14 protein-coding genes are annotated in these 13,450 nt (G+C 52.7%); 3 read left to right on the top strand and 11 right to left on the bottom strand.

The features are described 5' to 3' along the window. The 4 genes from motB to flhD all read right to left on the bottom strand — a co-directional run bounded on the left by motB (position 1) and on the right by flhD (position 2,869). Positions 1-930 carry a flagellar motor protein MotB gene (gene motB / locus AC27FC_RS02045; RefSeq protein ID WP_487159832.1) on the bottom strand — a complete coding sequence of 310 codons (930 nt, stop codon included), beginning with the start codon at positions 928-930 and terminating at the stop codon, positions 1-3. Then, positions 927-1,814 carry a flagellar motor stator protein MotA gene (gene motA, locus AC27FC_RS02040; protein WP_008500417.1) on the bottom strand — a complete coding sequence of 296 codons (888 nt, stop codon included), beginning with the start codon at positions 1,812-1,814 and terminating at the stop codon, positions 927-929. Before motA ends, motB begins: the two co-directional genes overlap by 4 nt. A gap of 123 nt (positions 1,815-1,937) precedes the next feature. Continuing rightward, positions 1,938-2,516, bottom strand: coding sequence for a flagellar transcriptional regulator FlhC (gene flhC, locus AC27FC_RS02035; protein WP_013096051.1), 579 nt, complete (start codon positions 2,514-2,516; stop codon positions 1,938-1,940). Positions 2,517-2,518: 2 nt separating this feature from the next. Beyond that, positions 2,519-2,869 (bottom strand): flagellar transcriptional regulator FlhD, encoded by a 351-nt coding sequence (gene flhD / locus AC27FC_RS02030; protein WP_008500415.1) that lies wholly within the window; start codon positions 2,867-2,869, stop codon positions 2,519-2,521. 794 nt (positions 2,870-3,663) lie between these two features. Here flhD and uspC point away from each other — a divergent pair. Further along, positions 3,664-4,092, top strand: coding sequence for a universal stress protein UspC (gene uspC, locus AC27FC_RS02025; RefSeq protein ID WP_033145878.1), 429 nt, complete (start codon positions 3,664-3,666; stop codon positions 4,090-4,092). A gap of 15 nt (positions 4,093-4,107) precedes the next feature. On the opposite strand, the gene otsA is transcribed toward uspC, so the two are convergent. The 5 genes from otsA to araF form a co-directional block, all read right to left on the bottom strand. Further along, positions 4,108-5,532: an alpha,alpha-trehalose-phosphate synthase gene (otsA, locus tag AC27FC_RS02020; RefSeq protein ID WP_196354240.1), complete on the bottom strand. Its 1,425-nt coding sequence runs from the start codon at positions 5,530-5,532 to the stop codon at positions 4,108-4,110. Continuing rightward, positions 5,507-6,310 carry a trehalose-phosphatase gene (gene otsB / locus AC27FC_RS02015; protein WP_033145880.1) on the bottom strand — a complete coding sequence of 268 codons (804 nt, stop codon included), beginning with the start codon at positions 6,308-6,310 and terminating at the stop codon, positions 5,507-5,509. The genes otsA and otsB overlap by 26 nt, the downstream gene beginning before the upstream one ends. A 176-nt stretch (positions 6,311-6,486) precedes the next feature. Continuing rightward, positions 6,487-7,473 carry an L-arabinose ABC transporter permease AraH gene (gene araH / locus AC27FC_RS02010; protein ID WP_029742191.1) on the bottom strand — a complete coding sequence of 329 codons (987 nt, stop codon included), beginning with the start codon at positions 7,471-7,473 and terminating at the stop codon, positions 6,487-6,489. 14 nt (positions 7,474-7,487) lie between these two features. Further along, the gene (gene araG, locus AC27FC_RS02005) at positions 7,488-9,002 is read right to left on the bottom strand and encodes an L-arabinose ABC transporter ATP-binding protein AraG (RefSeq protein ID WP_029742192.1); all 1,515 of its coding nucleotides are present in this window, start codon (positions 9,000-9,002) and stop codon (positions 7,488-7,490) included. 71 nt (positions 9,003-9,073) lie between these two features. Next, positions 9,074-10,063, bottom strand: a complete 990-nt coding sequence (araF, locus tag AC27FC_RS02000) for an arabinose ABC transporter substrate-binding protein AraF (RefSeq protein ID WP_003859687.1) — start codon at positions 10,061-10,063, stop codon at positions 9,074-9,076. A 787-nt stretch (positions 10,064-10,850) separates the two neighbouring features. Between araF and AC27FC_RS01995 the strand changes: the two genes are divergently transcribed. Beyond that, positions 10,851-11,354: a non-heme ferritin-like protein gene (locus tag AC27FC_RS01995; protein ID WP_023312270.1), complete on the top strand. Its 504-nt coding sequence runs from the start codon at positions 10,851-10,853 to the stop codon at positions 11,352-11,354. A gap of 156 nt (positions 11,355-11,510) precedes the next feature. Then, the gene (locus AC27FC_RS01990; RefSeq protein WP_196354238.1) at positions 11,511-12,854 is read left to right on the top strand and encodes an anaerobic C4-dicarboxylate transporter; all 1,344 of its coding nucleotides are present in this window, start codon (positions 11,511-11,513) and stop codon (positions 12,852-12,854) included. A 42-nt stretch (positions 12,855-12,896) separates the two neighbouring features. On the opposite strand, the gene AC27FC_RS01985 is transcribed toward AC27FC_RS01990, so the two are convergent. Both AC27FC_RS01985 and azuC read right to left on the bottom strand, forming a co-directional pair. Further along, positions 12,897-13,148 (bottom strand): DUF2766 family protein, encoded by a 252-nt coding sequence (locus tag AC27FC_RS01985; RefSeq protein ID WP_008500405.1) that lies wholly within the window; start codon positions 13,146-13,148, stop codon positions 12,897-12,899. A gap of 108 nt (positions 13,149-13,256) precedes the next feature. After that, the gene (gene azuC / locus AC27FC_RS01980) at positions 13,257-13,340 is read right to left on the bottom strand and encodes a stress response protein AzuC (protein WP_014884364.1); all 84 of its coding nucleotides are present in this window, start codon (positions 13,338-13,340) and stop codon (positions 13,257-13,259) included. Positions 13,341-13,450: the final 110 nt, after the last annotated feature.

Raw genomic sequence — 13,450 nt, 5'->3', positions numbered from 1 at the left:
TCACCTCGGATTGGCTGGTGGCGATGTTGGAACGGCAGCCGAAGGAACGGCCCCAGGCTGTTTTAAATCGTCCAGTGACTCATTCTGACTTTCGGCGTTTTCATGCAGGATGGCCTGCTCCGCCTGCTGGTTCAGCACTAAAAGACTGATACGACGGTTGATGGCATCATCCGGCCCGCGGTCGAAAACGCGCATGGTTGCGGCCATGCCGACTACGCGCAGTACCTTGCCATCATCAAGCCCACCTACCACCAGCTCGCGACGCGAGGCGTTGGCACGATCGGCAGAAAGCTCCCAGTTGCTGTATCCCTTCTCCCCACTGGCGTACGGGAAATCATCCGTGTGTCCTGACAGGCTGATTCGGTTAGGAATGCCGTTCAGCACCGGTGCAATGGCACGCAGAATATCGCGCATGTACGGTTCGACTTCCGCACTCCCGGTTTTAAACATTGGGCGGTTCTGGCTGTCGATAATCTGAATACGCAGCCCTTCCTGCACCAGGTCGATCTTCAGATGCGGGCGCAGCGCGCGCAGCTTCGGATCCGCTTCAATCAGCTGATCGAGATCGCCCCGCAGTTTCTTCAGACGCGCCTGCTCCATCTTTCTTTTCAGCTCGTCGATGTTCGGCTCTTTTTTCACCTCACCCTTCTGCTGGGTGTAATCATCGCCGCCGCCCGGGATCGGGCTTTCGCTGTTAGAGATACGCGGCCCACCGGCCACCGCCGTTGCCAGCGGCGTACGGAAATATTCGGCAATCTGGATCAGTTCTTTTGGGCTGGAGATGGAGATCAGCCACATCACCAGAAAGAACGCCATCATTGCGGTCATAAAGTCGGCGTACGCAATTTTCCACGAGCCGTGTGCGCCATGCCCGCCGCCCTTGTGCTTGCGTTTTTTTACGATGACGATCGGATGGGACTGGTTTTTCATGCGTCCTCAGTTGTCGTCTGTTGGTTTGGGTTTTTCACCGCACGCACGTGTTCTTCAAGCTCGATAAACGACGGACGCTCGCTGGAGTAAAGCGTTTTACGGCCAAACTCAACCGCGATCGGTGGCGCGTAACCGTTGAGGTTAGAGAGCAGCGTGATCTTCACGCACTGCATCATTTTGGTGGTTTCCGCGCTCTTCTGGCGCAGAACGCTCGCCAGCGGAGAGATGAAGCCGTACGCCAGCAAAATACCGAGGAAAGTCCCCACCATCGCATGGGCAATCAGCGCGCCCAGCTCGGCTGCCGGACGGTCTGCCGAGGCCAGGGCGTGAACCACGCCCATTACCGCGGCAACGATACCGAATGCCGGAAGCGAGTCGCCGACCAGCGCCAGGCTGTTGGCCGGCACTTCAGATTCGCTTTCGTGGGTTTCGATCTCTTCGTCCATCAGCGCTTCGATTTCGAAGGTGTTCATGTTGCCGCTGATGATGAGTCGCAGATAGTCGACGATGAAATCCAGCATCATGGCATCAGCAAGAATTCGCGGATAGCTGGCAAAAATTTCGCTCTCTTTCGGGTTTTCAATATCCCGTTCAAGCGAGAACATGCCCTGCTGACGCGACTTCGCCATCAGGCGATAGAGCAGTGCCAGCAGATCCATATACATGCTTTTGGTGTATTTCGAGCGACGGAACAGCAACGGAATCGCTTTCAGCGTGCCCTTGATCGATTTACCGTTGTTACCAACGATAAAAGCCCCTACCCCTGCACCGCCGATGATAATAAGTTCAGCCGGTTGATAGAGTGCTCCAAGGTGCCCGCCGGTCATCATGTAACCGCCGAAAACTGTACCGAGAACTACCAGGTAACCTAATAAGATAAGCACGACATCATCCTTCCGCTAGTGACTATGGCAAGGACGTCCAGCTCGCAGCGTTTACCGTTTGCGGGGTAAAAAAAAGCAGCGGTAATTGCTTACCGCTGCTGGAATCTTTCCCACACGTTCGGGTTAAACAGCTTGTTCGATCTGTTCATCCAGCAGTTGTGGAATAATATCGGCAGCATCCCGGGAAAGTTTACGTCTTTTTACTGCGCGGGATGGAGGCTGACATAAACTACAGGCGAAGCTGCCTGCAGGTTGATGAGCATGGGTAATAAAATTGCCGTCGCAGCAGTTGCAGCGCGACAGTTCAAGCATTCCGCTCTCAACAAAACGCACCAGCGTCCATGCGCGGGTCAGCGCCAGCAGAGGGCCTTCTTCCTGCTGTGGGCATTGTTCAAGGTAAAGTTTGTACGCTTTGATCACGGCGTCAACGCCGCTACACAAACCGGTTTTGAGAAGATACTGCCAGGCATTACAGAACATGGAAGCATGAATATTCTGCTCCCACGTCATAAACCAGTCGGTAGAAAACGGCAGCATGCCTTTCGGCGGGGGACTACCACGTAACTCTTTGTACAGTTTGATGAGACGACCACGGCTCAGCTGAGTCTCGCTTTCCAGCATTTGTAAACGAGCACCCAGTGTAATCAGCTCCATGGCCAACTGTATGTCACGCGCTTCCTGAACAATGCTTTTCTCGCTCATTGCTAGGCCCTTTTCTTACGGGCTACGTCATCAGGCTGGCTGATTTCGTTAAGCAAGCGAGTGGAAAGAAGAATACCGGTATGGATCTGTTGAAGATCGTCCACACGGGATTCCTGCGTCAGACGCGTTATTGTCTGTGAATCATCGAAACGGAACTGGCAAACCAGTTGATTCGTTTCAGCCAGTTTAACCATCTGCGGGAGGGTTAAGCCGCCCAGCATGGTTGCCATTTCTTCGTTAATACCCAGACGAAACATCGCGGACGCCTTGTCCTGACTAATCAAACGCTGCGCGAGCAGTAAATACGACAAATTGATGTCATAGATATGTTTTAGCAACTCGGATGTATGCATTGTTCCCATCCCGAATAACCAACTATTATTTTTATGCGGAAAGACCGCACCCCGTGATGTCGCCGGGAAATCACCCGGTATAAAAAAGAAAAGGCTAAATGCATAGTTGAATTTAGGTTTGTATTCACTGAAACCGTAAGAGAGAAACCGCGAATGCGTCTCTTACATGATTTATCATTTCTTACAAATAACTAAGATTTTTCCTAATTCGACGCAAACTCTACTCGTCAGTTTTGACACATACAATCCAGCCACCCTCAAATTTAAAAAAAATGTGATCCACGTCACACAATTTAAGTGAATATGACCCATAAATCCATCAGTATGACTTGTAATTTGTTCAAAATTTAGCCAATCAGTACTGTTTTGTATTCTTAATTGACGAATACTCATGCAGAAGGGTGATCCAAACTGGCATGCAACGTGCTTTTCATGCCGTAAGCGCCGCGCGGAAACATTTACATCAGGCCCCTCTCCTGGAAACATTTTTCTTACCGTGAAAAAACATATAGTTATGCAGGTAGCACAAAAAAGATGTTTCAGGACGTGATCATTCGAAATGAGTTTGTAACGGGTCAAAACGATTTAACAGTCAAGGCGTGAATTTGTGTGATTTACGTTAAGTTGTTAATTTTTTTCATTTAGGCGCGTTTTTCAGTTATTCTTCTTATAAGAATAATTAATGAATAATTATGATAAGCTTCACACTAATGTCGTAATCTACTCTTGCAGAACCGGAGATTTCGCGGTAAAGGTGGTTAAACGCTGTCTTTCAGACATCAAAGGAGTGCGCCATGAGTTACTCCCATCTTCTTGTTTCCGTAGCAGTTTCCCCCGAAAGCCATCAGCTCGTCGCCCGGGCAGTTTCCATTGCCAGACCCCACAATGCCCGCATCAGCCTCATCACGCTCGCCGCTGAGCCGGAAATGTATAATCAGCTGGCCGCACCCATGCTGGAGGATATTCGCGAGGTTCTGCAGGAAGAAACGCAGCAATTTCTGCGCGAATTAGTGGAAAAGGCACAATATCCTGTTTATGAAACTGTTATTGCGACCGGGGAACTTAACGCCCATATTCTCGATATGTGTCGCAGACAAAATATAGATTTAGTGATTTGCGGGAACCATAACCACAGCTTTTTATCGCGGGCAGCCTGCGCGGCGAAATCTATTGTCGCGTCGAGCCAGGTCGATGTGCTGTTAGTGCCGCTTGGGGGGCATTAGCCCCCCAGCAGTAAATCAGGCGAGTTTAGGGAAGGTCGCGATCTTTTTTTGCAGATCGCCTTCATGGCTTTGCGGAGCGATATCCCGGAGATCCTGAATAAAACGCGCCTGCCAGTGGTTAATATCGTTCTTTCGGATTGTCTCCATCATGTCAGCATGGCGGGAAATACGTTCCGTGAGCGGCATTGTCAGGGCGCGATTCAGCGCGTTCGCCACGTCATCCCTGTCATAAGGGTTAACGATGAGCGCCGACGTGAGCTCATTTGCGGCTCCGGCAAACTGGGAAAGCACCAGAACACCCGGGTCGGCAGGTTCCTGGGCCGCCACATACTCTTTCGCCACCAGGTTCATCCCGTCGCGCAGCGGCGTGACCAGCCCAACGTCCGCATAGCGGAAGACCTTCATCAGGATCTTACGGTCAAAATGCTGATTCAGGTAAAACAGCGGCGTCCAGCCCAGCTGGCCGTAGCGGCCATTAATGCGGCCTGCTTCTGTCTCCAGCTGATGACGAATATCCTGATAGGCCTGAACCTCACCGCGCGACGTCGGCGCAATCTGGGTATAGCGAATTTTCCCGTGATGCTGCGGGTATTTATCCAGCAGCGTTTCATATGCCAGGAAGCGTTCCGGCAGCCCTTTGGAATAATCAAGACGCTCAACCGAGAAGATATTTTTCACGTGCTTGAGTTCATTCTTAAGCTGCGCCAGCTTCGGCGGCAGCGGCCCGGAAGCCTGCTCCGCGATTTCGTCAGGTTCAATCCCTATTGGATAGACCTCAGTGTGGAAGGTTTTCCCCCACGCCGTATGGGTTTTCCCGCCTTTGGTTACCAGACGCGCTTTGCCAGACACGGAGTCAAGGAACGCGAGGCGGTCATTTTCGGTCTGGAAGCCCAGCAAATCGTAATCACACAGCGCCTCCAGCAGCTCTTCATGCGGCGGCAGCGCGGTAAAAATTTCCGGCGTCGGGAAAGGAATGTGCAGGAAGAAGCCAATCCGATTATTCACCCCCCTCTTTCGCAGCTCTCTCGCGAAGGGCAACAGGTGATAATCGTGGATCCATAAAATATCGTCTTCCTCTATTAATGGCAGCAGTTTATCCGCCAGCAGCGCATTTACGCGCGAGTAGCCTTCGAAGGATTCACGCTGGAATTTGACCAGGTCAAGACGATAGTGGAACGCAGGCCACAGGACGGCATTTGAGAACTGCGAGTAATACTCGTCATAGTCTTTCTCTTTCAATGCAAATGAAGCCCACGTAATGTTTCCGCGCGTCACCTTGTTGAGCGGTTTCTCCTCTTCACTAATTTCTCCACTCCAGCCAAACCACAGCCCGCCAGCGGCTTTTAAGGCACCTAACACCCCTACCGCCAGGCCACCCGCGCTGGCTTTTTTATCATCCGGCGGTGCGATTCGGTTAGAGACGACGACTAAGCGACCCATAATGGTTTCCCCCTTTGCTTTGCGCTATTTGTTGTTGTTGCTGGTTAGCGATGTCAGATATCCACTGCCAGACGCTGGCGACATCCGCCAGTCGCCATTCGGCAACCGTGTCACCAGGCCCCACCTTGACGGCGATCCCTCCGGCCTGATTCACCACGCGAAACCCGGCCTCGTCGGTCAGGTCATCCCCAATGAAAACGGGCGTTCGCCCTTTGAAAGGCGGCGACGCCATAAACGCGGCGATGGCCGCGCCTTTATTAATCCCTTTCGGTTTTAACTCCACGACGCATTTGCCGGGCTGCAACGCCAGCTGTGGATGGGCATCCGCAACCGTTTGAGCCAGCGCAAGCACGGCCTCCTCATGCTGCGGCGCCTGACGATAATGCAGGGCAAAGGCCATGCCTTTGGCTTCCAGCTCGGTGCCAGGCAGCGCTTCCAGCGCAGCAGAAAGCTGCTTCTGGAGCGTTTGCGTGAGTGCGTCAGGGAGTGAAACGATATGCGTGTGATCATGGATGTCGCGGCGCTCCGCTCCGTGTACACCAGCCAGCGGAAAGTGGTAAGGACTGGCGAGCGTATCCAGCTCGGCCATTGAGCGCCCTGATATCAATGCCAGTGCTCCCTCGTTCATGAGCGAGAGCTGATGCAAATCCTGTAACACCGCATCCGGAATAGACACCTGGTCAGGGTGCGGTTTTATCCCGGCGAGCGTGCCGTCGAGATCGAAAAAGAAAGCATAGTGTCCGGGCAGTACAGGCGGTGCGGTTAACATGTCAGCCACCCTTTTCCTCCTTACGGTTTACGAGAGGTAAACGCCTTTACCTCTTTCATAGCCATGTAAGTATAGACAGTGTGACGTCGCTCGCCATTTGACAACCGCCCCGCCAGTAAAACTGGCGGGGCGGTTAAGGGGTCAACTATGGTTATAAGTTGAGCAATAAAAGACGGAAAAAAGGGTTACAGGGTACGCTTCGCTTTTTGCTTGTAACGGTCGAAAATCACCGCTGCCAGCAGGATCAGACCACGAACCACGTACTGCGAGAACGGCGAAATGTTCAGCAGGTTCATGGCGTTCTCCACCGTGCCTAAAATCAGGATACCGGCCACCACATATGAGATTTTTCCGATGCCGCCCTTGAGGGAAACGCCCCCTAAAACGCAGGCCGAAATGACGATCAGCTCGTAGCCAATAGAGGTCATCGGCTGGCCGCTGGTCATACGCGAAGCCAGGATAATCCCCGCGGCGGCAGAAACCAGCCCTGAGAGCACGAAGATAATAATCTTGGTTCGCACCACCGGTACCCCGGCCAGACGGGCGGCCTCTTCGTTACCGCCAATCGCCAGGGTATTGCGGCCAAAGGTGGTCCGGTTGAGCAGGAAGCCGAACAGGATCAGGCAGGCCACGGTCAGCCAGATTGGCGCAGGCAGCCCCAGCCAGTTGGCGTAACCCAGGGTAAAGAAGCGCTCGTCTTCAATCCCCACCGCTTTACCGTCGGAGATGATATAGGCCAGCCCGCGGACAATTTGCATCGTCGCAAGCGTGGTGATCAGGGCGTTAATCTTCAGGCGTGCAATAACAAAACCGTTCACCAGACCGCTGATGACGCCGAGTAGCAGACCGGCGAGAACGCCAATCCACAGGCTCTCCGTCATGTTGATCACCACTGCCGTCGTGACGCCCGCACAGGCAATCACCGACGCCACCGACAGGTCAAAATCGCCGGAGGCCAGGCAGAACAGCATCCCGCAGGCCACCATCCCGGACATGGAAATGGCCAGCCCCAGCCCCTTCATATTAATGAAGGTGGCAAAGTTAGGAACAAAGATCGCGCAGGCGAGGAACAGTGCGGCAAAGACCACCAGCATGCCGTACTGATCCCAGATACGTCCAAAACTCAGCGCCGACTTCGACTTCGGCGCTCCGGATGTAGTAACAGAGGACATCATTAACTCCTTACTCAGGCGACAGCCTGGCTGACTTTAGGCATGGCGAGGTTCAACGCCTGTTGTTCATTCGCCTGTTCATGAAGCAATTCACCGGCAATTTCGCCTTCACGCATCACCACAATGCGGTCGGCCACGCCAAGCACCTCCGGCAGATCGCTAGAGGCGAAGAGCACCGCCACGCCGCGTTTTGCCAGCTCATAGATCACGTTATAAATCTCGTGTTTTGCCCCCACATCGATACCGCGCGTCGGCTCATCCAGCAAAATGACCTTCATATCTTCCGACAGCCAGCGGCCTAAAATCGCCTTCTGCTGGTTTCCGCCTGACAGATTCATGATCAGCTGTTCCGGACCCGGCGTTTTAATATTCAGCGAGCGAATATGGTGGTCGGCGTTGCTCGACTCCCAGCCATCGTTTATCAGGCAGCCTGCGCGAATAAACTTGCGGCGAGCGGAAATATTGATGTTGTCGCGTACCGAATGCACCGGAATAATCCCCTCAGCTTTACGGTCTTCCGGGCAGAGCATCATGCCCGCCCTGATCGCGTGGGCCGGTTTCTGGATATCGACCCGTTCACCATCAATAGAAACTTGCCCATCGGTAATACGGGTACCGCCGAACAGGCCTTTCATTAATTCACTGCGCCCCGCCCCCACCAGACCAAACAGGCCGACAATTTCGCCGCTGCGAACGGATAACGAAATCGGCGTGCGCACGCCCGGCGCTTTGACGCTGTCCAGACGCAGACGTTCAGGGCCGTACTGACGCGGCTGCCAGTGATAAATATCACCCAGCTCGCGTCCAACCATCGCCTGAACAAGCTGGTCATGGTTAACCTGCTGCATGTCGGTAAAGGTGCGCACATAGCGCCCGTCTTTAAAGACGGTGATGGCGTCGCTCAGGGCAAATATCTCTTCCATGCGGTGCGAGACATACAAAATCGTACGGCCTTCCTGACGCAATTCGCGGATCACGCGGAACAGATTTTCAATTTCACGCGCAGAGAGCGAACTGGTGGGCTCATCGAAGGCGATAATTCTGGCGTTACGCGCCAGCGCCTTGGCAATTTCAACCATCTGCCACTGGCCGATGGAGAGATATTTCAGCGGCGTCTGGGGATCGACATCCAGACCCAGGTGTTTAAGCTGCAGCCCCGCTTCATAATTAAGTAGCGAACGATTTACCACGCCGCCTTTGTGCGGGAGCTGTCCTAAATAGATGTTTTCCGCCACGGTCATCTCAGGAATGAGGTGCAGCTCCTGATAGATGATCGCCACCCCGGCATTGAGCGCCGCCGTGGTATCGGCAAACGCCACCTCTTCGCCGCGAATGGCCAGCGTGCCGGTCGTAGGCGCGTAGTTGCCGCTGAGGATCTTCAACAGCGTGGATTTCCCCGCGCCGTTTTCCCCCATCAGGGCGTGAACCTGGCCGGCATAGCAGTCGAAGCTGATATCGGTCAGCGCGTTAACACCGGGGAAAGTTTTCCCGATGCCGCGAAAAGAGAGATACGGATCAGACTGTCGCATAACGTCTCCGTGATTCCTGTAGTGTGTACGTCTGGCCCCTCACGATGCATGAGGGGCACAATCACAGCGTATTACTTACCGCCCAGCCCTTTTTTCGCCAGCTCCTCTTTGAAGTTGTCGCGGGTAATCAGCACCACGTCGGTCACTTCGGTAAATTTCGGCGGTTCGGCCCCTTTGGTTACCCAGTTGTAGAGCATCTCACTGGATTTGTAGCCGTGAACGTCCGGGCTCGGCAGAAGAGAACCGTAGAAGCCGGTAGCCTGCGCTTTGGACAGCTCGCTGACGGCGTCAACGCCGTTGATGCCAATCCCGATAACGTCAGGCGCTTTGAAGCCCTGGCCTTCCGTCGCGCGCACCCCGCCCAGCACGGTGTTGTCGTTCATGCCGACCACCAGCCAGTGTTTGACCTCCGGATGCTGGACCAGCATAGAGTTCGCGGCGTCGAAAGCGCCCGGGATATCGTTGGATTTGGTTGGGACTTTATAGATCTGTTTTTCCGGGAAGCCAGCCGCTTTCAGCGCATCCATTGAGCCGGTAGTACGACGACGGGCGGTGTCCAGCTCGTCAGCGGTGATAGCCATTACCGCGGTCTCTTTGACATCCCAGCCGCGCTTTTGCATCTCTTTATAGAGTTCCTGGCCCTGGCGTTCGCCGATTTTGGTCGCCGCCATCATGACCAGCGGGACGGTGTCCATCGGCTTGCCTTTGGCGTTAACGAACTGATCGTCAACCGCGATGACCTTCATATCGTAACCGCGCGCTTTCGCCGCGATTGCCGACCCCAGCTTTGGATCCGGAGTACAGATAACGAAACCTTTTGCACCGCTGGCCGCCAGGCTATCGATGGCGTTCAGGGTTTTTTCGCCGTCAGGCACGGCGATTTTAATGACTTCAAAACCTAAATCTTTCCCGGCTTTATCTGCGAATTTCCACTCAGTCTGGAACCAGGGCTCTTCGGGCTGTTTTACCAAAAAACCGAGTTTTAAATTCTCAGCGATAGCGGATTGTGACATAACGGCAGCCAGACCGATGGCCGCCAGCGCTTTAGTAAATTTGTGCATGGTAAACTCCAGCTTTAGCAATCTTTTCTGTAGGGAATAAGTGCGTGCTTCTTATTTAATCGGACTTAAAACAAGGCATTAGCGCTTACCTCGTCATAAGCGTTATTGCTGGTGATAGTTTTAGCGGGAAATTAATCATCCATAAGAGAGCCCCATCACACCGCAGAATTACAGTAATTGCGTACATAAATTCAGCGAAAAATGACATAAAAAAGGCAGGATTTGTCAGACAAATAGAAGAGGGTTAAGCAGAATTATCCATAAGATTAGCCAAGATATCCCTGATGCCTCTCAGCGGACAAAACGGCACCTGGCGTTAAGGGGTTCAACATGTTTTTCATCACGAATGTACAACGCACCTGAAAAAACGTTATTCCGCAGAATTTGATTTAGCGCAATTTTATTGACACATCATATATTCGAAATGATTAATCCGTATTTTTCCTTTTCCCGGAGTAATATTCCAACTTAATATTTTCGAAAGAGTAACAGTGTGCCCTCAAGATAAAAACCGTTAATTATTAGGCCATTAAGTCACATTCAATTCATGGCGAGCTAATTGTATTTCTGTACTATATTAAACTTTGTAATGTATGGTAAATATAGTCTGATTAAGAGTTTTCTTAGACCCAATACAAGGGTATGCTTATTTATATCGAACACAGGAAGTGAATTTCGGTCGACTTCGGTCACGGCAGAATGTCTATTTCTGCTCTTCTCTTCGTATTTGCCTGGCGCTCAGGTTACGCAACGGACATCACGTCCCACAGTCAATAAGGATATGAGTATGGCTACCCAAACGATGATGCAAAAACTTAACGCGCAGATGAACCTTGAGTTCTACGCCTCGAATCTGCACCTTCACTTAAGCGCGTGGTGTGCCGAGAATAGTCTTACGGGGTCTGCCACATTCTTTCGCTCTCAGGCGCAAAGTAACGTCACTCACATGATGCGTGTCTTTAACTTTCTGAAAGCCGCAGGGGCAAATCCTGTCGTTAAAGCCCTTGATGGGATCAACGAAAACTACTCCTGCCTGGAAGAACTGTTTCAGAAAACGCTTGAAGAGTACGAGCAACGCTGCAGCACGCTCAGCAAACTTGCCGATGAAGCCAAAGCGCAGCAGGATATTACGACGCTCAAATTCTTACGCGATATGGACAAAGAGCAGCAGCAGGATGGAATGCTGCTGAAGACGCTGGCGGATGAGATCCATAATGCGCAGCAGGCGGGTTTATGTCCTGAGCAAACCGACCGTCATCTGCTCGACATTGTGGCGGTGCAGCACCACTGAATTTTTGGCCTGCTTCCGTCCCAGGGAGCAGGCCCCCCTCCCATCTCCAACCTTCTGCTTTTGCTGAAATTTAACAAATCAGATCTGGCTCCCAATGATTAACCACACAACGTGTGATGATTTATTTAGTTACATAATCATTGACGAGGGAGCATCATGATCACCATTGAGTTTGTTGTCATTCTCCTCTGCCTGCTGACGGGTACGCGTTTCGGCGGTATGGGGCTTGGGTTAATCAGCGGTATTGGTCTTTTTATTTTATGTTTTGTCTTTGGTCTGCAACCGGGTAAACCGCCGGTTGACGTTATGCTGACCATCCTTGCGGTGATTGGCTGTGCGGCTACGCTGCAGACTGCGGGCGGCCTCAACGTCATGATGCAGTTTGCCGAACGTCTGCTGCGCAAACACCCGCAGCACATCACCCTGCTCGCCCCTTTCACCACCTGGATGCTGACCTTTCTGTGCGGCACCGGCCATGTGGTCTACACCATGTTCCCCATCATTGCGGATATCGCCCTGAAAAAAGGGATCCGCCCCGAGCGCCCCATGGCCGTGGCATCGGTCGCGTCACAGATGGCGATCACGGCTTCCCCCGTTTCCGTTGCCGTTGTGTCGCTGGTGTCTATCCTGGCGGCCCAGCATGGGATCGGCCACGCGTGGGGGATCCTGGAAATTCTCGCCGTGTCGGTTCCCGCTTCGCTCTTCGGCGTAGCCATTGCTGCCCTGTGGAGTTTACGCCGTGGGAAAGATTTGGCTGACGACATAGAGTTTCAGGAAAAGCTGAAAGATCCTAAGCAGCGCGAGTTTATCTACGGCGGGACCGAGACGTTAATGAATCAGCGTTTCCCTAAACAGGCCTACTGGTCCACGTGGATTTTCTTTGCCGGTATTGCCGTGGTCGTTTTGCTGGGGGCATTCCCGGAACTGCGCCCCGCTTTTGAAGTGAAAGGCAAAATGACGGCGCTGTCGATGAACCTTGTCATTCAGATGATGATGTTAATTGCGGGCGCCGTGATGCTGATGGCCTGTAAGGTCAATGCGTCGGCCATTTCCAACGGCGCGGTGTTTAAGGCCGGTATGGTCGCGATCTTCTCGGTGTTCGGCGTGGCGTGGATGAGCGATACCTTTTTCCAGGCGCATCTCGACGAGTTAAAGCTGGCGCTGGAAGGCGTGGTGAAGAGCCACCCGTGGACGTATGCCATTGTGCTGTTTCTGGTATCAAAACTGGTGAACAGCCAGGCGGCTGCGCTGACGGCCGTTGCGCCTATGGGCCTCATGCTCGGCATCGACCCGAAAATGCTGATCGGCTTTTTCCCGGCGTCCTACGGCTATTTTGTCCTGCCGACCTATCCCAGTGATTTGGCCTGCATCGGCTTTGACCGTTCAGGCACCACCCGCATCGGCAAATTTATCATCAACCACAGCTTTATTCTGCCAGGGCTGATTGGGGTAAGCTGCGCGTGCGCGGCGAGCTACCTGCTGGTCCAGACGTTCTTTTAACCGCTTCAAAGGGCGACACGTGCCGTCGCCCCTACCCCTGCTTTAGTGGGACTCACCCTGCGGCGTGAATCGCAGCTCAATCAGCGCGATGGCTTTCTGGATCGCACGAAGCGTAACCGGGTCAGCGGCAGCAGGATGGCTGGCGAAATCGATGTTTTTCAGCTGCGTAGACATCTTCTCGCGCACTTCAACCGGCGCAATCACGTCCAGAACATCAAGGATTTGTTTGATAACCAGCTGACAGGCGACAACGTCAGAGACCAGTTCCTGATCGGCGCTCAGGTTTTGTGACATGGGTTTTCTCCTTATTTAAAGGCCGCCATAGTAGCAAAACACACCCCCTGACATCTTCCCTTCGTCGCCTGCAGGTACAAAAAAACCCGCCGAAGCAGGTTTTTTTAATCAGAACATGGCGCCTGGCGGCACGTCTTTGAACGTGCGGCAGTAATTGGCCCACATGCTTTTCAGGATTTTGCGCAGTTTCACGATGATGCTCCATTAACTTGTTATACAACTTTATTGTCAACGTGCTTATAATATGACCATTATCACAAAAATCAATCATTTTGTGATACTCATCACATTTTTATGAGGAA

The sequence above is a fragment of the Enterobacter sp. C3_dUdeg genome, from assembly GCF_057536195.1.
This window is presented reverse-complemented; position numbering and strand designations above follow the sequence as displayed.

Excerpts from the sequence above, each read along its gene's own strand:
- motB (WP_487159832.1), bottom strand. The coding sequence starts at position 930 with ATGAAAAACCAGTCCCATCCGATCGTCATCGTAAAAAAACGCAAGCAC.
- flhC (WP_013096051.1), bottom strand. The coding sequence starts at position 2,516 with ATGAGCGAGAAAAGCATTGTTCAGGAAGCGCGTGACATACAGTTGGCC.
- flhD (WP_008500415.1), bottom strand. The coding sequence starts at position 2,869 with ATGCATACATCCGAGTTGCTAAAACATATCTATGACATCAATTTGTCG.
- uspC (WP_033145878.1), top strand. The coding sequence starts at position 3,664 with ATGAGTTACTCCCATCTTCTTGTTTCCGTAGCAGTTTCCCCCGAAAGC.
- otsA (WP_196354240.1), bottom strand. The coding sequence starts at position 5,532 with ATGGGTCGCTTAGTCGTCGTCTCTAACCGAATCGCACCGCCGGATGAT.
- araH (WP_029742191.1), bottom strand. The coding sequence starts at position 7,473 with ATGTCCTCTGTTACTACATCCGGAGCGCCGAAGTCGAAGTCGGCGCTG.
- araG (WP_029742192.1), bottom strand. The coding sequence starts at position 9,002 with ATGCGACAGTCTGATCCGTATCTCTCTTTTCGCGGCATCGGGAAAACT.
- araF (WP_003859687.1), bottom strand. The coding sequence starts at position 10,063 with ATGCACAAATTTACTAAAGCGCTGGCGGCCATCGGTCTGGCTGCCGTT.
- AC27FC_RS01995 (WP_023312270.1), top strand. The coding sequence starts at position 10,851 with ATGGCTACCCAAACGATGATGCAAAAACTTAACGCGCAGATGAACCTT.
- AC27FC_RS01990 (WP_196354238.1), top strand. The coding sequence starts at position 11,511 with ATGATCACCATTGAGTTTGTTGTCATTCTCCTCTGCCTGCTGACGGGT.
- AC27FC_RS01985 (WP_008500405.1), bottom strand. The coding sequence starts at position 13,148 with ATGTCACAAAACCTGAGCGCCGATCAGGAACTGGTCTCTGACGTTGTC.